We start from the raw sequence: 25,066 nt of genomic DNA, 5'->3' as shown, positions 1-25,066 counted from the left end.
GAAATTTTTCAACCCGCTACCAGTAACGGAAATTTCCGGTATCCAAATGGATGAAGTTGGAGGAAGGATAATAACCGACACCGCCCATTTGCAGCGACATGGCTGCTGCACGGATATCTGAAAGTTTGCGGCCGGGCAGACGGATGTCGATGGCTTTGCCGTGCGTGTGCATGCTGTTCTTTGCGACACCGCCGCTTTGTTCGGCTAGTTTGGCGTTGGTGGCGGGGGAACGGTACGCGGAGATGACGTGGAATTCTTGTTTGGTGCCTAATTTGTGTTGCAGCAGATGGAGCAGGTCAAATAGCTGGGGATCGATCGGACGGCGGTCGCCGGTGCGGTGATCGCGCAGCACATGGTTGATGGCGCGCATGCTTTCCGGGATATAACGGCCGTTGGCCCAGAATACTGCTTGAGTGCGTTCGCCGGTGTGTAAATTCAGAAAACTCAGTTTTTTCTCGAACGGTCTTCTGATCGCCGCGTGCGCGGTCGACGCGCCCATCGGTAATGCCAGTACGGCGCAAGCGCCTAATCCTGCACGTAAAAAGCGGCGGCGGCTTAATTCGGGTTCTTGTTCTGATAAGTTTGCTAGATTGAGTAAACTTCGTATCATCGGCTGTTTTCTCCCTGAAAATCTTGCGAATGTGTGCGAATAATAAATTACTACCAGCGAGCATAGCGCAAAGTGCTTGAATCCCTGTCATAAATATCGGGATAAAAATGTACCAATTTGCTTGGCTCATCAATCCAGGCCGTAATATACACTAAGTAAATCGGCAGTGGTTTAGGTAAATGCTTGGTGATGGTTTTATCGCTGTCCAAATCTTCGCTGAATTTTTCCGGCAAACTCTCTTGATTCAAAGCGAAAGCGGCCAATTCGAACGGCTTTTCCAGCCGGATGCAACCGGAACTGAACGTGCGGATATCGCGCTGGAAGAGCGATTTGGACGGCGTGTCGTGCAAATAAATGTTGAACGGATTGGCAAACATGAACTTAATCCGGCCCAGCGCGTTGTGTTTGCCGGGGTCCTGGCGTAGAAAATACGGAAATCCTCTTTTCAGGTTATGCCAATCGATCGTATCCGGATCGATAGCTTCGGCGTTGCGGTTATTGCCGGGATAAATCTTGAAGCCGCCGTGCGTGAAGAACATCGGATCGCTTTGCTGCTTCGGCAGTAAATCCTTGGTGGCGATACTGGTCGGCACGTTCCAATAGGGATTCAGCACCATGTGCGACAGCGCGCCGTTGAAGCTCGGTGTGCTGCGGTAGTCGCGTCCGACGATGATGCGCATGGTCAGAACCGGCTCGTCGTGTTCAACCGCGCTGAGATGAAAACCGGCGGTGTTGACCAGCAGGTAACGCTGGCCCATATTGCGCGGCAGCCAGCGCAAGCGCTCCATATTGACGCGCAACTGGCGTATTTTCCAGTCGAGCGGGATATTCAGCGCGCGGAGGGTGTTTTTTCCGATCACGCCGTCGCTGTTCAATCCATGCTGCGCTTGAAACGCCTTGATGGCGGCAACCAGTTCCTTGTCGTAGCGTTCGCTGGCGATATCCGCGATGTTAAATCCGGCGGTGTCATCGGCTTCATGCGCTTGCACAATGCGCCGGCGGATCAACGGAATGTTCGGGTGCGTGTCGCCCGGCCGTATCGAGGATGAAGCGGGAATATGAATCCACTCGGTATGATTACTCGCGAGCTGGCGGTAGTGCGCCAAGGTCTGCTTGAGCAGTTGATAAGCGGGATTTTTCGGCGGCAGATCGTCCAGCGCTTGCTGCAAGCGGTCTGGCTTGATGGTTTGCTGTAAAAATGCGACCGCGTCGAATGCCGCTTGCGCAATGTGCCAATCCTTGTCGGCCGATGCCGCCGTCAGCCGCCCGCGGGACAAATCGCGCGCCAGCGTCAATACCGCATGGGTGGTGCGCACTTCCAGTTCGCTGGCGGCGGCTAACGATTCTCCGGTCTGTTGCTGCAATTGCCGGATCGATTGCAGTTGATAATCGCGGCTGTCCAATCCTTCGCTCTCGGCGCTGGCGATGAATGCCAATGCCGTGTCGAGCAAAGGCGAATGCGGATTGTTCGTCACCCACACCGGCTGATAACGGCGCGCGCTATAAAAGCGCTGCAAATCATCCAGCGCGTTTTTGCTCAAACCCAGCGCGGCGGATTTTGCCAGTTGCTGCTCGATGTCATGCGCTTCGGCCATCAGCGCCCGCGCCGCTGGCGCATTGAACAGAAAAAACAGGAAACAAAAGGATTGGAAAAACGGCAAGAAAAGTTTGAGTCGAAAACGCGGCACGCGGTGATTCCTTTACTTAAGGCGATAGAATATTTGTCGAATGGCCGGGATTTTATCATCAATGTCCAGTTTCCATGCATCGGCTGAACGGTGCAATACCCCTTCATTTCCGGGCTTATGCATACCAGTGTCATTTGACTGAGCCAGCGGCTTTCCGTATATTCTGGCGGCGCAATGCAACCGCGATCATCGATTAACCAACTGAACCGGCACTATAAATCCAAATCATGACAGCACAACAACACGTAAAGCATTTACTCGATTTCATCGATGCCAGTCCAAGCCCGTGGCACGCGGTTGCTTCGGTCGAAACGGCGATTCAAAAGTTTCACTTCGTGCGCCTCGATGAAACCGCCAAATGGCAGTTGCAAGCGGGCGGGCGCTATTACGTGGTGCGCGACGATTCGTCGATCGTGCTGTTCGTGGTGGGGCGCAAAGCGCCAGCCGAATCGGGCTTCAAAATTGTCGGCGCACATACCGATTCGCCGGGATTCCGCATCCGGCCGAACGGCGCGACGGTGAACGACGGTCTGGCGCGGCTAGGGGTCGAGATATACGGCGGGCCGATTCTGGCGACGTTTACCGACCGCGATCTGAGCCTGGCCGGGCGCATCAGCTTTCTCGATGACAACAAACAACTAATGCACAAGCCGGTACGCTTCGATCAGCCGCTGCTGCGCTTGCCGAATCTGGCGATTCACATGAACCGCGGAGTCAACGAAGACGGCTTGAAGTTGCATAAACAAAACGAACTGCCGCTATTGTTCGCGCAGTTGACCGCCGAACAGTTGCCGAAACCGTATTTCCTCGAACTGCTGGCACACGCATCCGGCATCGATGCCGCGCGGATACTGTCGTGGGACCTGGCGGTTTACGACACGCAAAAAGGCGCATTCTGGGGCGCGAATCAGGAGTTTTACACCGACAGCCAGATCGATAACCTCGCTTCCTGCCACGCCGCACTGCAAGCGCTGCTTGACAAAACCGTGCTGGAATCCGCGCAAAGTACGCTGGTGTGCGCGTTTTTCGATCATGAGGAAATCGGCAGCGAAAGCCATATCGGCGCGGGCGGCAGCTTTCTGACCGACGTCTTGCAGCGCATCCATATCGCCACCGCAACGGAGCGCGAAGACAGCGCGCGTGCGCTGGCGCAGAGCTTTCTGATCAGCGCCGACATGGCGCACGCCTACCAGCCGAATTTTCCCGCGGCGTACGATGCCGATCACCGCGTTTTCGTCAACAAAGGCCCGGTGATCAAATCCAACGCCAACCGTCGCTACAGCTCGGAGAGCGTGTCGATTGCGCGTTTCATCCAGTGGTGCGAAGAGGCGGGCGTTCCCCATCAAAGGTACACGCACCGCAGCGACCTGCCGTGCGGCAGCACCATCGGCCCGATCGCCTCAGCCAAACTCGGCATCCGCAGCGTCGACGTCGGCTGCCCGATGTGGGCCATGCACAGCGTGCGCGAAAGCGCCGGTGTGCAGGATCACAGTTATATGATCAAAGTGTTGAGGCGGTTTTTTGGTGATTAGGTGCGGTAACCAAGTTCAGCAGCTGTTTCTTAAAAAAGCGGAGGAAGCTTGGTTCTTCAATTGCGCAATAGCGCGGTGATCATGTTTTAATTTCGATAGGAATTTTTAATGTTTGCGGAAAATGATGAAATTATAAGAAATTTTCTTCGAAAAGCTTCAATCAAGCAGTTTGAAGATCCTGAAGTACAAACTAGATTGAACATTTCTGTTGAGATGATTAAATTAATAGCTGGAAACCCTAGCGATTGGGACAGAAAGTGTCCTTTTAACATCAATCATATAGGGGATACGTTTATTAGTGATCTTCGGGATTTTGGAGCTGGGCAAAATATAAATTACGAAGTTAACTCGATATTTGTTTTGAGTTATCGATTTCTGTGTGAATATGATTTCAATCGTCGTACGCCGGGAAGTTATCCTATTGAACTTGCTAGTCTGAAATCCAGAATTCTTGAACAGATAGATTCGTTCGATGGAAATCTGCGTTCGCAGATGATATATGCATCTTACGTAATGCCTTCAGAGATAATTCAGGAGTACTTATTAAATCCAAATGTCGTTGCATTTAAGAATTTTGAGCAAACAATGGTAGAAGCTACTAAGCTTCATGAAAATTGGAGTAACGAATTTGCTTTAAAAGAAGCACGAATAACCGAACTGAAGAATAAACTTGATGAATACCAAACAGGTTTTAATTTTGTTGGGCTTCATAAAGGATTTTCAAAGCTCGAGAATAAAAAAACAAGTGAGTCAAATGCGTTAAGAAATTTACTATTATTTCTTGGTTTTTTGATACTTTTACCAATCTGCAGTGAATTATATTTTGTCTTTTCAAAAATTTTATCTGGAGAAGTGATGGACTTAAACCACTTCATTTTTCTGATTCCACTTATTTCTCTTGAAATTATTTTGATTTATTTTTTTCGGGTAGTTTTGCTGAATTATCGTTCGGTAAAAGCTCAAATATTGCAGATTCAATTGAGGCAGACACTCTGTGAATTTATACAAAGTTATGCTGAGTATTCTTCAGAAATAAAGGAAAAGGATAAAGAAGCGCTTAATAAATTTGAAAATCTGATTTTCAGTGGTGTGTTGTCAGATCCCGAGAAATTGCCTAGTACGTTTGATGGCCTTGAGCAGATTGCCGCCTTGATTAAAAATATTAAAAGCAATTCATAATCCTCATCCCAAATCGATTTTTAACAATAGCTCACACTACTAAGAATCACCCGGTTGCAATCTAAGATAGAAAGGTTGCAGCTCCCTTCATTTGATGTCCCCGCTGCTTTTGCCTATAGTCACCAGCAAGCGTTCTTCCCGATGCTGTATCAATTGCCAACTACAAGGAAGCCGATCATAAAAAATCAACGACCTTTTGTGGTACAAAATATAACCAGCATCAGCACAAACCTTACTTTCTTTGCCGTGCCTTCCAAGCGGTTGATATTGCATAACCATGAGTTGCTAATGGTTTGTTTAACAGGCGTGTAAGACTTTGCTGATATAAATTTATTCTTCTTTTTGTTAATTTGTTTCCTCTTTCTTGATTCCTTCTGTATGAAGTTAGAAATTCTATAATATTCATTGATATCGGGCGCTTATTCAAACAAAAATATTAAGTTACATAATTCACCCGTTTTTTCACGGTGAGAAATTGCCGGAGAAGGATGCTGAAATGTAGGTAATTGTTTATTTGAAATTATTGTTTGCAATAGGATGGGCAAGTATGAATGGATTCGTCAAGATACTCATCGTTGAAGATGAAAAGATTGTTGCGCTTGACCTGAAAAGACGCCTGACAAAATTAGGGTATCAGGTTACCGGCATGGCGGCTAATGGCCAAAAAGCACTGACGCTGGTGGATCAGGAGCTCCCGAATATTGTGTTGATGGACATTCACATTCAGGGCGAAATGGATGGTGTTGAAGTCGCGGATTGGTTACAAAAAGCACATAGTATCCCAATTATTTATCTGACCGCTTATTCCGAAGAAAAAACCGTCACCCGGGCGAAAGCGACCAAGCCTTACGGTTATCTGTTAAAGCCGTTTTCCGACCGAGAACTGCACATCATTATCCAAGTCACGATCGAGCGTTACGAAAACGATATTCTGTTAAAAAAGAATGAGCAGCACTTTCGTCTCGCACTGGAAGCGGCGCGATTGGGTACCTGGGAAGTCACGAGAGAATCCAGTGAAATATTCATGGGCAAAAGCCTGGAAGGAAACATAGAACCGATATCCAGCTGGGAAAGCTTCTTTCTTTCGATAGACGAAAATCACAAACCGAAAGTAGCCGGCTTTATCGATAGGCTGCGCACTAAAAAGGGTTCATCCGCCGAAATAGAATTCCGTGTCAGCCCCGATCCCGGGAAAAGTTGCTGGTACAAACTGTACGGCAAATCGTTTAAAAATAGCGATGCGGGAAAGCATCAGATCGTCGGCATCTTGCAGGAAACGACCGAGAGCCATCTGGCAAAAGACCGGCTGGCGCAAGCGGCGACTGTTTTCAATTGCGCTTCGGAAGGCATTATCATTCTGGATAAAAACAGAAAATTCAATTGCGCCAACAGCGCCTTTTATAAACTCACCAAGTTTCAGCCCCATCGTCTCCGCAATAAGGAACTGCCCTTTCTTACCAGCCTTTCCTTAGGCGAGAATACCTATAATAGTATATGGCAAGGCATTGAAAAGCATGGTCATTGGCGCGGAGAAATCACGGCGTTCAAGAAAAATAACGAAACCATGTATGTCTGGCTGACGATCGGGCTCATTCCCGTCGACGCGAGCGAAGAACAGCAATTCGTCGTCATGATATCGGATATCACGCCGATCCGTGAAACGCAGGAACGGCTATCGCATATTGCTTACTACGATAGCCTGACCAACTTGCCCAACCGGATGTTGATCATGGACCGGCTGCGATTGGCGCTGGCCAAAGCGATACGAAACTCCTCGTTTCTCGGTGTGTTGTTTATCGACCTCGATAATTTTAAAAGAATCAATGACACCCTCGGGCATACGCAAGGCGATTCCATGCTTTGCTTCGTGGCGCAGAGAATGCTTTCGGTGCTGCGGCAAAGCGATACATTGGGCCGGTTAGGCGGCGATGAATTCATCATCATCGTAACGAATGCCGAATCCCGCGACGCCTTGATTACCGTCGCTGAGAAAATACTGGAATGCCTTTCCCATCCGGTAGCCATCAGCAACATGGAAATCGTTCCGTCGTGCAGCATCGGGATCAGCGCATACCCCGATCATTCCTCGCATCACGATGAATTGGTGCAAATGGCGGACACGGCCATGTACGAAGCGAAAAACAAAGGGCGCAACAGTTACGCTTTTTATCATCCGTCCTTGACGCAAAAAGCCGCTCATTATTTAACGCGAGAACGGGAGTTGCATCATGCTTTAATCAGAAATGAATTTCTGCTTCATTATCAACCCCAGTTTTCTCTATCGCAGAACAAAATCACCGGGGTGGAGGCGTTGATCCGCTGGTTGCATCCGGTAAAGGGGCTGTTATCGCCCGCCGAAATAATTCCGGTTGCCGAATCGAGCAGGCTGATCGTGGAAATCGGCAATTGGATCCTGACGGAAGCCTGCAAGCAACTCGAACAATGGCGGGCTGAAGGTTTCAGCGATCTGCGCGTGGCCGTGAATATTTCCATACGCCAGCTTGCGGATAAGGATTTGCAGCAATTTATTGCAAAACTATTGCAGCAATATTCTTTGCCGGCCCATGCGCTGGAATTGGAAATCACCGAATCCTGCCTGCAAAATGAGTTGATCTATATTAAATGCCTGGAGCAACTGGAGGGGCTGGGTATACCGATTTCCATCGATGATTTCGGTACCGGTTATTCCTGTTTGAGTTCATTGAAAAATCTTCCGATAAACCGGTTGAAAATCGACCAAAGCTTTGTCAAGGGGATACCGTATGACACGAATGATTGCGCCATAGCGGCGGCTATTCTGGCATTGGCTCAGAAACTTAATTTGCAGGTAACGGCTGAGGGTATCGAAACACTCAAGCAGGCGGATTTTCTTGGCGAACTCGGGTGCGATGAACTTCAGGGATATTTCCTCAGCAGACCGGTCGATGCCGAACAAATCCCTTATCTGCTGCGGAAATTGCCGGATCGTCTGAATAACCTGAAGTTGTAGGCCGCTTTTTTTGACTCCGGAATTCAATCCAGCCATGCCGCCGACCCGATTCAAAAGTTTCAGCAATACTGAAGAAATGATGCATCTTGCCGTGGAGGCCTCTCCGAATGGCGTGGTCATGACCAATTGCGACGGAAAAATCGTCATGGTGAATTCCGCCACGGAAAAGCTGTTCGGCTATTCCCGCCAGGAACTGATCGGCCAGTCTCTCGAAATGCTTATCCCGGAACGATTCCGTTCCCATCATCCTGAGTATCGGCAAGCTTATTTCAGTGAATCGAAATCCCGCCCGATGGGGCATGGTAGGGATCTGTACGGATTACACAAGAGCGGCAAGGAATTTCCGGTCGAGGTTGGATTGAACCCGGTCGAGACCGAGCATGACGGCGTTTTCGTGCTCGCCGCCATCGTCGATATCACCGATCGCAAGCACGCGGAGGAAATGATATACCTGGCCGTCGAGGCTTCTCCGAACGGGATGGTAATGACCAATCATGAAGGGAAAATCATGATGGTGAATACAACGACCGAGGCGCTTTTCGGTTACCGGCGCGAAGAGCTGCTGGGACAATCGATTGAGATTTTGATACCGGAATCGCATCGCGCCCATCATCCCGCCTTGCGAAGCAATTATCTAAAACAGCCAAGTACGCGTGCCATGGGGCATGGCAGGGATCTGTACGGTTTGCACAAAAATGGCAAGGAATTTCCGGTTGAAGTGGGTTTGAATCCGATCCAGACGCCCAGGGGGATGATGGTGCTTGCTTCGGTCATCGATATTACCGAGCGGAAACATCAGGAGGAACAACTCAAAGCGGCGTTAAAGGAAAAAGATTTGTTGCTTGCGGAAATTCATCACAGGGTTAAAAACAATTTGCAAATTATCGATAGCTTGCTCGGTATGCAATCCGATATGGTGGAAAACAGTACTGCCCTGTCCGTTTTGAAAGAGAGTCAAAACCGGGTGAAATCCATGGCTCTGATTCATCAAATTTTGTATCAATCGTTGGATTTCTCCCGTGTCGATTTTGCCAGTTTCATCCAATCCCTGGTTGACAATCTGACCGTTTCCTATGCCCTGAATACGTCGAAAATCGCCTTGAACATCGATACCGATCAGGTGCTTCTGCCGATCGATATCAGTATTCCCTTGGGGCTGATTCTGAATGAACTTTGCACCAATGCGATGAAGTATGCGTTTACGGAAGGACGGCCGGGAAAAATCGATATCAGCCTGAAACATCATGGTCCGGGGCGATTGCTGGTGCGCATCAGCGATGACGGGGTCGGCATACCGGACGACTTCGATATTGAAAATACCCAATCTCTGGGGTTGCAACTGGTCCAGTTGCTCAGCGAACAGATTTCGGCGGAACTCACCATTCACCGTAAAAACCCGACCAGCTTTACACTGGTTGTGCCGCTATAAAATGATTGCAATATGAACATCTTTCCGAATTCTTGCGCAATTTTTTTCCGCCAATCAAGGAAACGGCTGAAGGAAGGTGGATTGAATAATACGGCCGCTTCGTTTGACGTCCCTGCCGCTTTTGCCTATAGTCTCAAGCGAGCGTTCTTCCCGATGCAGTATCAACCGCCACTCACAAGGAGCGTCCATCATGAAAAAAATCAATGACTTTTCGCGCTACAAAAATATCCTGCCGTACGATAGCGAGATTTTCGGCGTGTATCAGCCGATGATCGGATGGAAATCGAAGCGCATCAGGCAGCGCATCGAAAAGGGCTTCAGCGCGGATTTGAGCAAAGCGCGCGAACAACTGTTCAAACGTTTTCGCGGTAATTTCGAGATGGTGCTGGACGAACGTGGCGTGCTGCAAAAGATCTCGCGGCTGGAAACGGGTGGCAGCGATGTGCCGCGTAAGGGGGCCTACGGTGCAATGGGCAGTTTCGTCATTGAGAATTTGACGCGCGAGTTGCCGCCGCTGGAGCGTTACGACGAACGCTTGTGGGACAGGCTGATCGACGCCGATCGTATCAAGACCACATTGAATCAGGATGTGATTTCCCAGGTGACCGAGTGGTACAAGACCGCGCAAGACCCGCGTACCAATCCGCGCGGCACGGAAGCGGCCAATGCGCTGGCGGCCGAGCAATTGCAGCATGAATCCGCGGTGGCGGGCTATGTGCTGCATCTGAAACAAACCAAACAGTACGAAACCCTCAAACAGTTGTTCTACAAGCAGGACAATCAATTGGCGAATCTGCAAAAGCTGCTGAATTTCAAGGATCCGCTCGATTACATGGACCCGTTCAAGGACATCGACCGCGCCGGACTGTCGCCGATCGGCATTGTGCACTTGTTCCGGCAATATTTTTTCGAGTTCGATACCTTTCTCGGTTCGCCAGTCGGGCATGTGTGGCTCAGTCCCGGCAGCAGCGTGGAATTGGTCGAAGTCAGTACGCGCCGGACGCTGGTCGAACGCACGATGGAAACAGCGCTGGAGACGACGCTCAAAACCGAGAAATCGCTGACCGAGGAAGACGAGCTGTCGCAAGCGGTGAAGGAGGACAACAAATCCGATACCAAATTCGGTATGAACGCCACCGCCAACCAGAGCTGGATTGGCGGCAGCGCCAGTGCATCCGCCAGCATCGATATGGCCAATACGCAATCGAAGGCGCGCGAAGTGACGCACAAGCACATGCGCCAGCAGACCGAGAAAATCTCCACCGAAATCCGCAAAAACTACAAATCGACTTTCCGCACCGTCACTGAAACGACCGACACCTCGAGCAAACGCTACGTGTTGAACAACACCACGCCCGATCTGCTCAATTACGAAATGCGCCGCAAAATGCGCCAAGTCGGCGTGCAAGTGCAGGACATCGGCACGTATTTGTGCTGGCAGACGTACGTCGACGACCCGGGCCGCCAGTTGGGGATTGCCAAGCTGGTGCATTTGGCCAAGGGGCCGGAAGTGGGCGAGATACCGCCGCCGGAAGCGATCCCGATGCCGCAGCCGGTGACGACCGACTTGAATATCGATATTCCGTTCGTGCCGAAAACCGAAGACACGCTGCCGGAAGACGACATGGACGAAGTCTACGCCGAAGGCCGGGAAGTGAATCTGGATAGCAACGAAGGCGAGCCGGAAAAAATTCAATGGCATTTCGGCGGTTTTAAGGCGCAGTGCGACCAGCCGGGCTATGAATACGGCGAGTCCGGTTTCATCAGCTTTGATTACGGTGGTAACGATATCCGCCTGCAACTGGACGAAGTGCAGGAAGACACGCCCGGCGCGATCCGCTTTTCGGTCAGGGTCAAGCATGTCAACTTTCGCAATGTGTCGCCGCTGCGCGTGGTGGCCAAAATCACCTGGCAGCCGGGCAAAAAACTGAACGACGAAGTTACTGCGCAGAACGAGCAAAAGATCAAGGAGTTCAATGAGAAATCCAAGTTCGAGTACGAACAGGCATTTGTCGAAGCGGCGCGTGACCGCATCAACAAAATGTCGCGCGTTGCGCCGCGCAAATATGAAGACTTGCGCGAGGAAGAGCGCATCGTGGTGTACCGCTGCCTGATTCAGGATATGCTGACCAAAGGCTTGCCGATGCCGGACGACCGCACGCGGCACGTGGTGTCGGAGCTGCTCAACACGATATTCGACATCGACAAAATGCTGTACTTTGTCGCGCCGGAATGGTGGCGGCCGCGCCTGCACCACAGCCACCAGGGTTTGGGCGGTATCCGCAAACCGTCTTCCGTCACGCCCGCAACCGCACCCGCGGGTGGTTCGGTACATTCACAAATTAAGGCCAAGTTGACGAAAAATTTGATCACAGCTGCGGCAGCCGCTTTCGAGAATACGCAAATTGCGTCGATGGATACCGTCTCCTGGGGCGGGACGCACGACAACCGGGTGGATAACTATTACATCACCGAGGAATCCGATCCCGCCAAGCTGGGCGCATCGCTCGGCTGGCTGTTGCAGCTCGACGGCGACAATATGCGCAATGCGTTCCTGAACGCGCCGTGGGTCAAAGCGGTGATTCCGATCCGCCCCGGCAAGGAACGCGCAGCGATGAACTGGTTGCAGCGCCTGCATGTGGAAGGCACCGACGGGCTGGACGACAATTACGTTGCGCCGCTCGATGAGCTGGGAAAAATTCCGCACAGCGGGCCGAACGTGACGATCCGCGATGCCATCAACCATTTATGCGATGTCGTCGCCGATAAGCATACCAAGTCGATGAAAGTGGGACGTTATCCCGGCGACGAAATCAACGACGATAATCGCGTATCGGCGACGCCGGTGGACAAGGTGTACGAACACGGCTTCTATCCGTTGCAAGGCGGTTTCCGCGCGCTGCAAGGCGGCGAGGATTTCGAGGTGTTCGACCAGTGGGTGGAAGTGCTGCCGACCGATCAAGTCGTGCCGGTACCGGTGGCGTACGATCCGAAAACCGGGCGGCAGTTGTAGTCATGGCGGATTTCGAAGTGCAATTCGCCGATCCATCGTTCATTGAACCGTCGGCGCAGGAAGCGGCGTTCGGCTGGAAGAACAACGAAGTGGTGGTGTTCCGCGGCGCCGACGAATCCCAGGTTTTGCAGCTCGACGCCAGCGGATCGTGCAAGTGGTCGAGCGGCACTGCCGATCCCTGGAGCATATCGGATATCCGCCGGCGCGTGCAGAATGTGCCGTACGCGTGGCGCATGGCGGGTCAGGCGGCATTGATTCCCAAGGTCGATGCCGGTACGCCGTTGCGTGCGGTCGTGTCGGCGCGATCCCGCTTGTCGTTGTGGACCGGTTTGGCGAACTTCACCAAACGTGTTGCCGTTTTCCACAAAATAGACGGAAAAATTCCTTCGGCGCAGCAGTACCAAGCGTTCATGGATAAGTTTTGCGGCGGGCTGGACGATATTTCGCTGATCGCCACGATCAGCCGGCGGGCGGACGGTTCGGTCGATCTCTCCCCGGAGTTGGCGGTATTCGGCCACGCGGTTGGGAAAAAAACCGGCAAGGAACGCAGCTTTGTCGAACTGGCGCTGAAGAACTTGATCGGTGCCAGCCATGCGCTGGGCATTCAGGTTACCGCGGGTTATGAAGTGCGCGACGATTACGATAAGCAGACGCAAGGCGATTTTGTCTCGTTCATCACGTCGCGCAATTCCGATATGACGGATCACGCCAATCGCATCCGCGATGTGCTTGATGCCTGGGATTTCGACGGCGTCGGCTTCGATATCGAAGTAAACGGCATCGGTCCGGGTGAGCAAAGCAATACCATGAAAGCCTGGTTCAAACAGGGTAAGACGATCAAGGATTGGGTGGTGGCGAGACCGACGTCGTCCGATCCGGCCGCCAAAAAGGAGCAAGCCGCGGCGGATAATATCCGCAACCTGTACCAAACGCTGGCGCAACTGCTGATTACCAAAGGCCGCTTCGTGTCGTACGCGACAGCGGCTTTTGTCGACGCCAAATCCGGTAATTTTGACGACGGCGTTTATATTTTCGGCCATACCCGGGTGCAGCCGATCGGACTGACCGCCGGACGCGCCAACATGATCGCCCGGATCATGGCGTACGACGAAGGATTCCAAGCAGGCGGCGGGGGGAAAAACGGGAAATCATCCGCCGGGCAGGATTCGCTGACGAAACGGCATGTGCAAATCCTGAAATCGATCACCGGCGCCGGTGTTCATCCGTCCACCGTGCAACTGGGCGTCAAGATGGAGAGTCTGAAGGATTTAGGTATGAAAAGCGGGCACATGACCGTGGACCAGACGGCCGATCGCTGCGCCGATTTGCGCCGCTTCCGCATCGGGCTGATTACCTTTTCCGGCAGTAACTCGACGCCGGGCGACGAAGTGGCGGCATTTGTCCGCTACGATAAAGCGCTGAACGAATCGGAATTCAACCGGCGGCATTTTCTCGGCGTGCCGTTCCAGGCGCCGCATTGAGAACCTGTTCAAGATCTCACTGAAAGGTGCATTGCCGCGTTAAAATCGAACTCAAAATGCTCACACACTTCGAGTATGCTCCGCTTTTTCGTTCGGTTTTGCCTTGCACTGCATCCCTTGATTGAGATCTTGAACAGGTTCTGGGAAATCGAGGAAGTCGATGCGGCGTTCTCTCGCTGCTTATATCCAGCCGTCGTGCTGCATCACACTGCCGACCAAATGCGCGGCCGCTTCATCGCTTTGCGCAATTTCGACCGTAAGCCAGTTGCGATCGATCGCGTGACTTTCCAGCCGGGTCAACTGCTGATGGAGTTCATCGTCCGTTGCCGGGCGGCCCAGCGTATGGTTGTAAATCGCCTGAATGTAATCGGTATCGGATAGCGCTTGCAGCCCGGCGCGCTGCTGGAACCAATCCAGAATCGCATCGGCATCGTAAGGCTGCTGCAATGTTTCACGTCCGAGCTGCCATTCCGCTACGCTGGCATCGCGGTCAAAGAAGCTGTGCACCAGACGCGCCAGAATGCTTTCGACTGGATTGTGCGCGATCACGACGGTTTCACGGTTGTCGAACGCGATCATTTCCGCGTTCTTCAGGCTGAACATAGCGCCATCGCTGAGTTGCGTCAGTTCCAGACGATCGCCGGAAAACTCCAGATGCGCGCCGTCACGGCTGCCCGGCATGCGCAGTACATCTTGACCCGCGTCGCCGTCCGCATTTATCGCCAGCCCGAGCGGCAAATAGCCCTGATTGTTTTCAGCGCCGCCGGTAAAGCCGCGTGCGGCATCGATCCGGATGATCGTTGGATCGGTATCCCAACCGGCCAGCAATTCGCTATCAGTTTTGTCTTGCAATCCCAGTGTGATCGTTTCTGGTAAGCTGCGGAAGGCCGTCAAAATATCTTCTGTTGTTGCGCCCACCCAGTTTTGCACCGCGCTTCCTTCTGCAACGGTCAAGTCGCGTCCCAACCAGGTTCTGGCCAGATGATGCGCAACCGCTTCGGCTTCAGAATAAGCGATCGCCAGACTCGGGCCGCTGGCAAACCGGACTAATTCGACATCGGTCAGGGTATCGCTTTCACCGTTCGCCTGCGTCAACGTAACCGCATTGTCGTGTACCGTAACCCGGTAATCGGATAATTGCCCCGCTTGAATTGCACTATCGAAACCCAAACCGCCGTTGAGCCGGTCGTTGCCGGTACCACCGCTCAAGACATCGTTGCCGGTACCGCCATACACCGTGTCGTTACCGGCATCGCCGGAGGTTCGGTCGTTGCCGCCCAGACTGCCGACGGTATCGTCGCCGCCGCCGCCGGACAAAATATCGTCGTCCGCGCCGAGCACGATGAATTGGTTCTGATCGTCGCCCGCGGCGAAGTTTTCACCGCTGCCGCCGGTAATTCGCGCAGCACCGATGATCGATACGAAGGACACGTTATCCAGTTGAATAATGGTGCCCGAAGGCAATTCGCGGGCGTCGATTATCAGCATGTTGCCGGGTTTCACAGCGGTTGGGCTGCTGATGATAACCGGCAGCGCCGGCGGCAGATCACCGGCAACACGCGGTGTGACGGTATGAATACTGACCGGATTGCCGTCCGGCAGTTGCGCCAGAAAATCTCTTGCTTTCGCAGTCAGGTCACTGGCGGCGTCAACGCTCAAACCGGAGATTTGCGCCAATGCGGTAATGGCGCTTGCTTCGGCTTGCGCCGAGTCTGTCACCGGCGGCCGGTCCGTGACAGTCAATCCGGCGCCGGCCGGCAAGCTGATCGTCAGCAAAGGGTTGCCCTCCGTATCCTCGGCCAGCGGAATATCCGCATAATTGCTGAACAACGAATCGGGGTCGTCCTGCCGCGAAGGATCAACGGCCGAAACGACCGTGACGACGGTACCGTCCGGTTGCGTAGCCGTCGTGGCGGCTGCGCCGTCGATGGTCGTGGCCGTGCCGCTGCTGCCACCCCCTCCACCGCCTCCGCCTCCGCCGGAAGAAGGGATCGTTACGGTAATACCGTTGCCGCCGGTATCGGCGATCGTGACGGCGGCATCGGCGCCTGCCGCCCAATCCTCGGCGGCCGCCAGGTTGTAAGTTGTCGCATCATTGGAAGCCGTACCGGCCTTGTTCAGCAGCAGATTGACCGCGGTCTTGTCGGTACTGCTTAACGTCAGGGTGAACGTTGTGCCGGAGGTGATTTCGACATCGGCGGTATCGGTCAGCGTATAGGTTGCGCCGCCCTCGCCGGTGAAGGTGAATTTGGAGGCGTCGATATCGTTGGCCGCGCCGCTGGCTTTCAAGAATCCCGACCCGGTCACGGTCAGCGCGCCGGTGTCGGTATTGTAGGCGGCCGATGTAATCGCGGGAGCGGCAACACTCGACGCGGTGATGTCATTGCCGGTTAGATCGGCCACGGCTACCGCCGCACTGGCGCCCGCCGCCCAATCCTCGGCGGCGGCCAAGTTATAAGTCGTGCCGCCGGTGGAAGCGGTGCCGTTTTTATTGACGATCTGATTAACCGCCGCTTTGTCGGTGCTGCTCAAAGTCACGGTGAATGCCGTGCCGGAGGTGATCTCGACATCGGCGGAGTCGGTCAGTGTATAGGTATCGCCGCCTTCGCCGGTGAAGGTGAGCTTCGATACATCGATATCGTTGGTTGCGCCGTTCAGCTTCAAGAAGCCGCTGCCGGTGACCGCCAATGCGCCGGTGCTGGCGTCGTAGGTGGCCGACGTGATCGCGGGTGTTGCGGCATTCGAAACGGTGATGCCGTTGCCGGTGGCGTCGGCAGTATCGCCGCTAGTGGCATTGGTGTTCCAGTCGTCCGCCGCGGCTAGATTGTACGTGGTGCCGCCGGTGGAAGCGGTGCCGTTCTTGTTGGCGATTTGATCGATGGCGGCTTTGTCGGTGGCGCTCAGGGTGATCGTGAATGCCGTGCTCGAGCTGATTTCGACATCGGCGCTATCGGTCAATGTGTAAGTGGAGCCGCCTTCACCGGTGAAGGTGAACTTCGACGCATCGATGTCGGCTCCGCTGCCGTTGGCTTGCAGATTGGTGCCGGTTACGGCCAGCGATCCGGACGAGGCATCGTAAGTGGCCGAGGTGATGCGCGGATTGATTGACACTGTAACCGCATTGACGGCATCGCTGATATCGGTGGCGGCATCGGCGGCGCTCAACCAATTATCGGCGGCCGCCAGATTGTAGGTCGAACCGCCGGACGACGTCGTTCCGGTTTGATCCAGTAAGGCGTCGACGGCGGTTTTGTCCGCTCCCGATAAGGTAACGCTGAACGACGTGCTGGAAGTGATCTCGACATCCGATGCGCTGGTGATGGTGTAGGTGGCGCTTGCGGTTCCGCCGGCCAAGGTCAGCGTGGAAATATCGATGTCGTTGCTGGCGCCGGTCTTTTTGAAAAGATTGCTGCCGGTAACAACCAAAATGCCGGTATCGGAATCGTAAGTGGCCGACGTGATTGCGGGTGTTTGCACATTCGAGACGGTGATGCCGTTGCCGGTCAGATCGGCGACCGTGATCGAAGCCGCGGTGCCGGCCATCCAGTCTTCAGCCGCCGCGATATTGTAGGTCGTGGCGCTGGAAGACGTTGTGCCGTTCTTGTTCAACAATCCGCGTACCGCCAACTGGTCGTCCGCATTGAGCGTGACGCTGAAGGCAGTGGCCGACGTCACGTCGACAGACGAAGAGGTCAGCGTGTAACTGCCGCCTTCACCTGTCAGCGTCAGCAGTGAAACCGTCACATCGTTGCTGGCGCCGCTGTTGGCAACGAAGTTGGTGCCGCTGACCGTCAGCACGTTGGTGCTGGCGTCGAATGTAGCGGAAGTGATTGCAGGCGCGGCGTAGTTGCTGACGGTGATGCCGTTGCCGGTGGTGTCGGCGACGGCGACGGCGCTGTCCGCCCCGGCCGCCCAATCCTCGGCGGCGGCTAGATTATAGGTGGTGCTGCCGGCCGATGACGTACCGTCTTTATTCAGCAACGCCTCGACATTGATCAAGTCCGCACCGGTCAAGGTCACTGTGAATGACGTGCCGGATGTGATTTCCACATCGGTTGCCGTGGTCAGCGTGTAGGTGGCGCCGCCTTCGCCGGTGAACGTCAGCTTGGATAAATCGATATCGTTGGTTGCGCCGCTTTTCTGCAAGAAGCCAGTGCCGGTCACGGTCAGCACATTGCTGCTGTAATCGTAAGTGGCGGACGTGATGGCCGGCGCCGCGACATTCGAGACGGTGAGGCCGTTGCCGGTGGTGTCGGCGGTGACGACGGCGGCATCCGCACCGGCGGCCCAATCTTCCGCCGCCGCCAGGTTATACGTGGTGCCGCTCGTCGAGGAGGTACCGTTTTTGTTGACGATCTGGTTGACGGCGGCTTTATCGGTGGCGCTCAACGTGATGGTGAACGCCGTACCGGAAGTGATCTCGGCATTGCTTGAATCGGTCAGGGTATAGGTGCTGCCGCCTTCGCCGGTGAATGTGAATTTGGACGTCACGATATCGTTGGCCGCGCCGCTGGCATTGAGGAAACCGGAACCGGTGACCACCAAAGCGCCGCTATTGGCGTCGTATGTGGCCGATGTGATCGCCGGTACTGCAACATTCGATACAGTGACGCCGTTGCCGGTGGTGTCGGCGGTGACGATGGCGGCATCCGCGCCGGCGGCCCAGTCTTCCGCCGCCGCCAGGTTGTAGGTGGTGCCGCCGGTGGAGCTGGTGCCGTTTTTGTTGACGATCTGGTTGACGGCGGCTTTGTCGGTGGCACTCAGTGTGATCGTGAACGCCGTGCCGGAGGTGATTTCGACATTGGCGGAATCGGTCAGTGTATAAGTATCGCCGCCTTCGCCGGTAAACGTGAATTTAGATGCGACGATGTCATTGCTCGCACCATTGGCTTTCAGCAAGCCGCTGCCAGTGACTACTAAGGCGCCGGTGCTGGCGTTGTACGTGGCGGAGGTGATCGCGGGGGCTGCAACATTCGAAACCGTGATGCCGTTGCCGCTGGTATCGGCAATGCTGGTGTTGCCGATGACCGTGTTCCAGTCATCCGCCGCAGCTAGATTGTACGTGGTGGCACCGGTCGAGCTGGTGCCATTTTTGTTGACGATCTGGTTGACCGCGGCCTTGTCGGTGCTGCTCAAGGTGACGGTGAATGAAGTGCCGGAAGTGATTTCGACGTCGCTGGTATCGGTCAGCGTGTAGGTCGAACCGCCTTCGCCGGTGAAGGTTAGCAGCGATGCATCGATATCGTTGGTTGCGCCGCTGGCTTTGACCAGGTTTGCGCCGGTGACGGTCAGCGTGCCGCTGCTGGCGTCATACGTGGCGGAGGTGATCGTGGGTGTTTGCACGTTGCTGACAGTGACGCCGTTGCCGGTGGTGTCGGCGTTGCCGCTTTGCGCCGGATTCCAATCCGCTGCCGCGGCGATATTGTAGGTGGTGCCGCCGACCGAAGACGTGCCGTTCTTGTTCAGCAAACCTTCGACATTGAGCTGATCGGCGGCATTCAGCGCGACGGTGAATTGCGTGGCGGAATCGAGCTCGACGTTCGACGACGTGAGGGTGTAAGTGGCGCCGCCTTGGCCGGTTAATGTCAGTTTCGAGACATCGATATCGTTGGTTGCACCGGACGTGGCGGTCATGTTGGCGCCGGTGACGACCAGTGAATTGGTGCTGGCGTTGTAAGTGGCTGATGTGATCGTTGGCGGCACTACCACGGCGGAAGTATCGATGTCGTCGATGGTCAATTCCACTGCGCTGCCGAATACGAAGCGGATTTCGTCGATATTATTAAATGCGGAGTTAAATGTCAGCAATCCGCTATATTCTGTTCCTGCGTTGCTTTGCTGCGTATAACTGATATTTCCAGCCGCATCGCTGGTTGTTAAATTGACTGACTCCGCCGCAACGATCAAAGCGCCATCCCGGTAACCGGCAATGGTCAAGGAACTTGAAGCGCCACTCGGGCCATTATCAATCTTAAATGAATTAAGCTGAAAGTCGGAGCCATCCGAAGATTTGAAATAGAAATTGGTTACATTGGCGCCGCTATAATTGGAAATAATGGATCGTCCGCCGGATTGATTCAGAAGCGCGGTAAGTTCCGCGGCATTGGCATTTGCGAAATCAACCGCGCTGCTGGCGCCGAATGTCCATCCGCTATAAGTGGCCGAGGTAACGCCATCGTTAGTGACTAGCGAACCGCTGTCGAAATTGGTAGTGGTCATTGCGTAACTCCTTTAAGTGCTTTAGAACGGCAAATCAACCGTTGCGATTGGATTTCATCAACGGGTTTCTGTTCAATTTCGCTGTAAATGCTGGGCAATTTTCCGGTCGAGTTCGGCCAACCATGTTTTTGGCATGATGGCGAGTATTTGTTGCCGGATTAATTGGGCGGCAAGAATCTCTTCCGTATCTTCGGATCTTTGTATTGCGGCGGAAATCCACAGATACGCTTTGGCCAGATGCTCCGCCGCGAGCCGATTGGTTGCTGCATCAGGTTGCGCGGCAAAAAAATGTTTGCCTGCTTGGAAATAGGCCGGAGCGTATTTGAGCGCGGCGGCTTGCTCGAAAAGTTGCCGAGTCTGTGTCGCATCATGCCCGCTGATCAAACCTTGCGCCAGCATCATGCCTAAATGATAGAACGCTTCCGCGGACTGTTTTTGCGCCGCTGCCAGGAACCACTGGTAAGCTTCTTGAGGATTGCGCACGCTGGGGTCGCCGTACAGATAAAACTTGCCCATCCAGATTTGCGCCGGTACCGATCCTTGCAATGCTGCGGGACGGCAGAGCTCGAGCGCCTGAGCCGGGTTTCTGGCCACGCCGTTTCCGGTCATCAGCAAATTGCCGAGATGGCAGTACGAATTCAAATGTCCAGCTTGCGCGGCTTTCTGAAACCATTGAGCGGCCGCTGCGGGATCGACCGGGCGGTGTACGCCTTCCTCGAAACACAGGCCGGTCATGTGTTGCGCCGCCGGAACGTTGTTTTGCGCCGCTTGCTCGAACCACTCACAGGCGGACTCGCGGTCGGCTGCGCGCCCCCAGCCATTCTGGTAAAACAGCGCCAAAGTAAATTGCGCCAGCGGATGACGGCCATTCACGGCGGCGGTGTGATACCGGTCGAAAGCGTTGCCGTAATCGCCGGACGCCAGCAGTGCTTGCGCGGTTTTTAAGTCCAGATCGTCATTGAGCGTTGCGTTTGCAGGTGCTGTGACGCTTGCGAAGGCATTGGGAAGAAAGAATGTAGTGCAGAGAATTATGCAAAGAGATTTGATCATTTTTTTACGGGTGCAGTGGGTTGCCGGATGGCATCAACGGATTGGAAAGGTTGGTCATGTCCGGCAGAGAACCCATCCGTCCCGGACATGACCAACGCGATCCAATCGTACATTCCGGTAGAAATTACGGCCGTGGCGGATAAATACCTTGCCACGCGATGATGCAGTTCACCACGGTATACGGCGGCATGATCGAGAATGGCTGGGAATTGCCGGTTGAACCGATACTGACGTTGGTATTGGTTGTGGTGGTGATGCCGAGTCCGCTCAGCGTGGTTTCGATCGAAGCCGCGTTCATGTTGACATTCGGCGCGGCGGCGGAGTAATTCGAATTTAATCCTTTGGCGTTGGCCAGCGAATTACCGCCGGCGTTTTTCTGGTCGGCGTCGCTGTTTACCGCTTTCAACGTCGACGTGGCGCTGGCGCCCGGCGCGACCGCTGATGTGGATACCGAGGTGGCGGTAGCTGTGTGGTTATGCGCGGGCAGATTGTTGACGGTTAACGCGGTGTTTTCCGCGCCGCCGGTCTGCCCCAACGTAAACATCGAGCCGCCCGGATGCTGCCCGCGGTGCACCGGCACCCTGCCGCGCATATCGGGCAGTGCGAAAGTTGTGCTGCCGTTACCGCCGTAAGTGTTGCCGATCAAGGAAAAAAGCGCATTGTACTGATTGATGGGTAATACTTGCCCGTCGCATTGCAACCACCCTTCGGGCGCATAATTAAACGCCACGTAACTGATTTCCCCGACGAACGGGTCCATGCCGGCCGTTGCGCTGCCGGGTGCGGCGCTCATCAGCAGAGCGGCTGCGGTTAATGAAAGTACACTATGTCTGGTCTTATTCTGTTTCATTGGTTTTTCCCTTTCTTTTGAGATTAAACTTCCGGTTCCACAGCTAACCCTGCGGATGCGACTGTGGATTTCTCCTGATATTTTTGATTCGGAAGTGATGTTAGCAGGCAGGTAAGCCGGTGATAGCGTGTTAAAAGGATACTTTTCACCCCCTTTTATTGGCGATGGCCGATGGTTACCGGCGGGCGGGCAAATTTAATTCTGCGATGTACTGATGATAAGATGACCGCATGAATCTAAACGATCAAAAAAACTGGACCGGGTACTGGGAGCAACTGCGTACGGCATTGCTCGAACCCAAAGTCGATCCGGCGCTGCTGGAAGCATCGTTGCGCGAAGCACGCGCGAAGATGCCGGTGCCGGTGTTGTGGCTGCTGGGCAAAACGCAATCCGGCAAGACCTCGATCATCCGGGCGTTGACCGGCAGCGCTGCGGCGGAGATCGGCAACGGTTTTCAGCCGTGCACGCGCAGCGCGCGGTTTTATGATTTTCCGGCGGAAGCGCCGTTGGTGCGGTTTCTCGATACGCGTGGTTTGGGCGAGGTGGCCTACGATCCGGCCGACGATATGCATTACTGCGAGGCGCAGGCGCATTTGCTGGTGGCGGTGATGAAGGCGGCGGATGTTCAGCAGGCCGCGGTGTTCGATGCATTGCATGCGATCCGCAAGCGCCATCCGGAATGGCCGCTGCTGCTGGTGCAAACCGGTTTGCACGAACTCTATCCGCATGGCGGCGGACATATCCAGCCGTGGCCGTATGCGGACGATCCGCTGCCGGAGGCGGTGCCGTCCGATGTGCGCCGTGCCATTGCGGCGCAGCGCGCTGCGCTGGGAACATTGCCCGGCTTTTCACCGGTGCGCTGGGTGGCGGTCGATTTGACCTTGCCCGAGGACGGTTTCGACCCGCCGGATTATGGTCTGGAAGCATTGTGGCAGGCGATCGAGTCGCTTACGTCGCTGGGCTTACAGCATCAGTTGAGCGGCGATGAAGCCGTGCAAGATTTGTTTGCGCGCGCCGCGCATCAGCATATTGCCGGTTATGCCATTGCGGCGGCGGGATTGGGTGCCTTGCCGGTGGTCGATTGGGTCGCGGTATCGGCGGTGCAGGCGAAATTGCTGCACAGTCTGGCGCTGCTTTACGGTCAAAATTGGGATAGGAACACGATCACCGAGTTTCTCGGTCTGGCGGGTGTCGGAATTGCCACGGGCTATTTAGCCCGGCTGCTGAGCCGCACTGCCGCGAAGATGATTCCGGTTTGGGGACAGACTATCGGTGCGATTTGGGGGGCGAGTTCCAGCGGTGCGACTACGTACGCATTGGGCAAGGCGGCGATTTATTTTTTTGCGCGGCGCAAGGACGGTTTGAACGTGGATGCGGATACCCTGCGGCAGATTTATGCGCAAGAATTGGAGCGCGGCGCGTTGTTCCTGAAAGACCGCTTGCGGGGTAAATCCGCATGAAAGCGCCGCTACCGTCCGTCGATCCGCTGCGGCTGCTGGTATTCATCCTGATGCTGCTGCCGTTGCTGGCATTGCTCGGATTGGGCGTGTTGTGGTTGTGGCAGAGCGGTAATTTGCAGTATTGGCTCGTTGCTCTGGTGGTGTGCGGTGGTCTGGGATACGGCTTGCAGGTTTGGCTGGTACGGCGGGAACGGCAATTGCTCAGGGATTCGGCCACCGAACCCAATCCGGAATGGCCGCCCAGCGCAGAAAAAGTGTGGCGGGAGGTGGAAGCGCTGGCGCAGACGTGCAGCCCGGAAGATTGGCCGATCGAAGAGGGTGATTGGGTGCTGGCGCTGGGGCAGAAAACGATGGAAACGGTCGCGCATTGTTATTACCCGGATGTCGAGAAACCGCTGCTGGAACTCACCATACCGCATACCTTGCTGATTATCGAACGGGCGAGCCGCGACTTGCGCCAGGATGTCGCGGAAAAAATACCGTTCAGCAACCGCCTGACCATCGGCGACTTGTTCCGCCTGCAACGCTGGAAAGAAAAAGCCGAACGAGTGTTCAATATTTACCGCGCCGGCAGCTTGCTGATCAATCCGGTCAATGCGCTGCTGAGTGAAGCTTGGCGGCATTTGCGTGCGCGTAGCTTTGACCAGGCCAGGGACGAGTTACACCGCTGGTTTTTGCGCGCTTATGTGTGCAAGGTTGGTTACTACGCGATCGATTTGTATAGCGGCCGCCTGCCGCTGGTCGAGGAAGAATCCGTCACCGCGCCGACGCCGGTGTCGCAGGCGGATCTCGGGCAAGCCGAACAGGTAACGAAAGCAATTGTCGAACCGTTGCGCATTTTGGTGCTGGGACGGACGAATTCGGGCAAGTCCAGTTTGATCAATGCGTTGTTCGGTGTGGTTACCACACCGGCCGACGTGTTGCCGGACACGACGCAGGCGCTGACGCCGTTTGCTTTGTCGCGCGAAGGGTTAACGCAAGCGCTGATTTTCGATAGTCCAGGCTGTGACAGTGCGTTGTTCGATCGTCAACGCATGCTGGCGGCGGCGGAAAACGCCGATTTGATTTTGTGGGTGACTCCGGCTAACCGGCCAGACCGGCAAAACGAACGCGATTGCCTGGATACGTTGCGTACCGCTCAGGCTGCGCGTACCGACCGGCGAGCGCCGCCGTTGCTGATAGCGGCGAGTTTTATCGACCGCTTGCGGCCCGTCAACGAATGGCGGCCGCCGTACAATCTGACCGATTCGCTGAATAGTAAGGCGGTCAATATCAATGCTGCGGTGCGCGCGATTGCCGCCGATCTGGCTGTGCCGATTGAGCAAGTGATTCCGGTCTGCCTGCTTGCGGGCAAGGTTTACAACGTCGACGATACCTTGTGGGCGGCGATCCTGAACCATCAGGACGAAGCATTGCGCGTGCGTTTGATGCGCTGCCTGAATGCCCGGAAACGCGCCGAGGATTGGGTGCTGTTGCGGCGCCAGATGGCTGGAGCTGGGCGGTTTTTGCGCGATTTGCCGGAAATATTGGGGAAACGTACTGGAAGTAATACAGAGTGAGAATAGA

At 54.6% G+C, this 25,066-nt stretch carries 13 protein-coding genes; 8 read left to right on the top strand and 5 right to left on the bottom strand.

Annotation, left to right across the window (positions count from 1 at the left end; genetic code table 11):
• Positions 1 to 16 precede the first annotated feature (16 nt).
• Both HRU77_04980 and HRU77_04975 read right to left on the bottom strand, forming a co-directional pair.
• Positions 17 to 610, bottom strand: a complete 594-nt coding sequence (locus tag HRU77_04980; GenBank protein QOJ20104.1) for a DUF882 domain-containing protein — start codon at positions 608 to 610, stop codon at positions 17 to 19.
• 50 nt (positions 611 to 660) lie between these two features.
• Complete coding sequence (locus tag HRU77_04975; GenBank protein QOJ20103.1) at positions 661 to 2,298, bottom strand: L,D-transpeptidase family protein; 1,638 nt, start codon at positions 2,296 to 2,298, stop codon at positions 661 to 663.
• Positions 2,299 to 2,525: 227 nt separating this feature from the next.
• Between HRU77_04975 and HRU77_04970 the strand changes: the two genes are divergently transcribed.
• The 6 genes from HRU77_04970 to HRU77_04945 all read left to right on the top strand — a co-directional run bounded on the left by HRU77_04970 (position 2,526) and on the right by HRU77_04945 (position 13,921).
• Positions 2,526 to 3,830, top strand: coding sequence for a M18 family aminopeptidase (locus tag HRU77_04970; protein QOJ20102.1), 1,305 nt, complete (start codon positions 2,526 to 2,528; stop codon positions 3,828 to 3,830).
• Between the two features lie 108 nt (positions 3,831 to 3,938).
• Entirely contained in the window at positions 3,939 to 5,009 is a 1,071-nt protein-coding gene (locus HRU77_04965) for a hypothetical protein (protein ID QOJ20101.1), read from the top strand.
• 547 nt (positions 5,010 to 5,556) lie between these two features.
• A complete protein-coding gene (locus tag HRU77_04960; protein ID QOJ20100.1) occupies positions 5,557 to 7,998 on the top strand; it encodes an EAL domain-containing protein in 2,442 nt (813 codons plus the stop codon).
• A 34-nt stretch (positions 7,999 to 8,032) separates the two neighbouring features.
• Positions 8,033 to 9,427: a PAS domain S-box protein gene (locus tag HRU77_04955; GenBank protein QOJ20099.1), complete on the top strand. Its 1,395-nt coding sequence runs from the start codon at positions 8,033 to 8,035 to the stop codon at positions 9,425 to 9,427.
• 190 nt (positions 9,428 to 9,617) lie between these two features.
• Entirely contained in the window at positions 9,618 to 12,440 is a 2,823-nt protein-coding gene (locus tag HRU77_04950; GenBank protein ID QOJ20098.1) for a peptidoglycan-binding protein, read from the top strand.
• 2 nt (positions 12,441 to 12,442) lie between these two features.
• Positions 12,443 to 13,921: a hypothetical protein gene (locus tag HRU77_04945; protein QOJ20097.1), complete on the top strand. Its 1,479-nt coding sequence runs from the start codon at positions 12,443 to 12,445 to the stop codon at positions 13,919 to 13,921.
• A gap of 180 nt (positions 13,922 to 14,101) precedes the next feature.
• Here HRU77_04945 and HRU77_04940 read toward each other — a convergent pair whose 3' ends face one another.
• The 3 genes from HRU77_04940 to HRU77_04930 all read right to left on the bottom strand — a co-directional run bounded on the left by HRU77_04940 (position 14,102) and on the right by HRU77_04930 (position 21,950).
• A complete protein-coding gene (locus HRU77_04940) occupies positions 14,102 to 20,140 on the bottom strand; it encodes a DUF4214 domain-containing protein (protein ID QOJ20096.1) in 6,039 nt (2,012 codons plus the stop codon).
• A 72-nt stretch (positions 20,141 to 20,212) separates the two neighbouring features.
• Positions 20,213 to 21,190: a sel1 repeat family protein gene (locus HRU77_04935; protein ID QOJ20095.1), complete on the bottom strand. Its 978-nt coding sequence runs from the start codon at positions 21,188 to 21,190 to the stop codon at positions 20,213 to 20,215.
• Positions 21,191 to 21,314: 124 nt separating this feature from the next.
• The gene (locus tag HRU77_04930) at positions 21,315 to 21,950 is read right to left on the bottom strand and encodes a phage tail protein (GenBank protein QOJ22066.1); all 636 of its coding nucleotides are present in this window, start codon (positions 21,948 to 21,950) and stop codon (positions 21,315 to 21,317) included.
• Positions 21,951 to 22,270: 320 nt separating this feature from the next.
• Between HRU77_04930 and HRU77_04925 the strand changes: the two genes are divergently transcribed.
• Both HRU77_04925 and HRU77_04920 read left to right on the top strand, forming a co-directional pair.
• Positions 22,271 to 23,500: a DUF697 domain-containing protein gene (locus HRU77_04925; protein QOJ20094.1), complete on the top strand. Its 1,230-nt coding sequence runs from the start codon at positions 22,271 to 22,273 to the stop codon at positions 23,498 to 23,500.
• Positions 23,497 to 25,059 (top strand): 50S ribosome-binding GTPase, encoded by a 1,563-nt coding sequence (locus HRU77_04920; GenBank protein ID QOJ20093.1) that lies wholly within the window; start codon positions 23,497 to 23,499, stop codon positions 25,057 to 25,059. Before HRU77_04925 ends, HRU77_04920 begins: the two co-directional genes overlap by 4 nt.
• Positions 25,060 to 25,066 lie beyond the last annotated feature (7 nt).

The sequence above is a fragment of the Gammaproteobacteria bacterium genome, assembly GCA_015709615.1.
Taxonomy (GTDB): Bacteria; Pseudomonadota; Gammaproteobacteria; order Burkholderiales; family Nitrosomonadaceae; genus Nitrosomonas.
The sequence above is the reverse complement of the archived record's forward strand: the minus strand, read 5'-3'. Positions and strand labels throughout refer to the sequence as shown.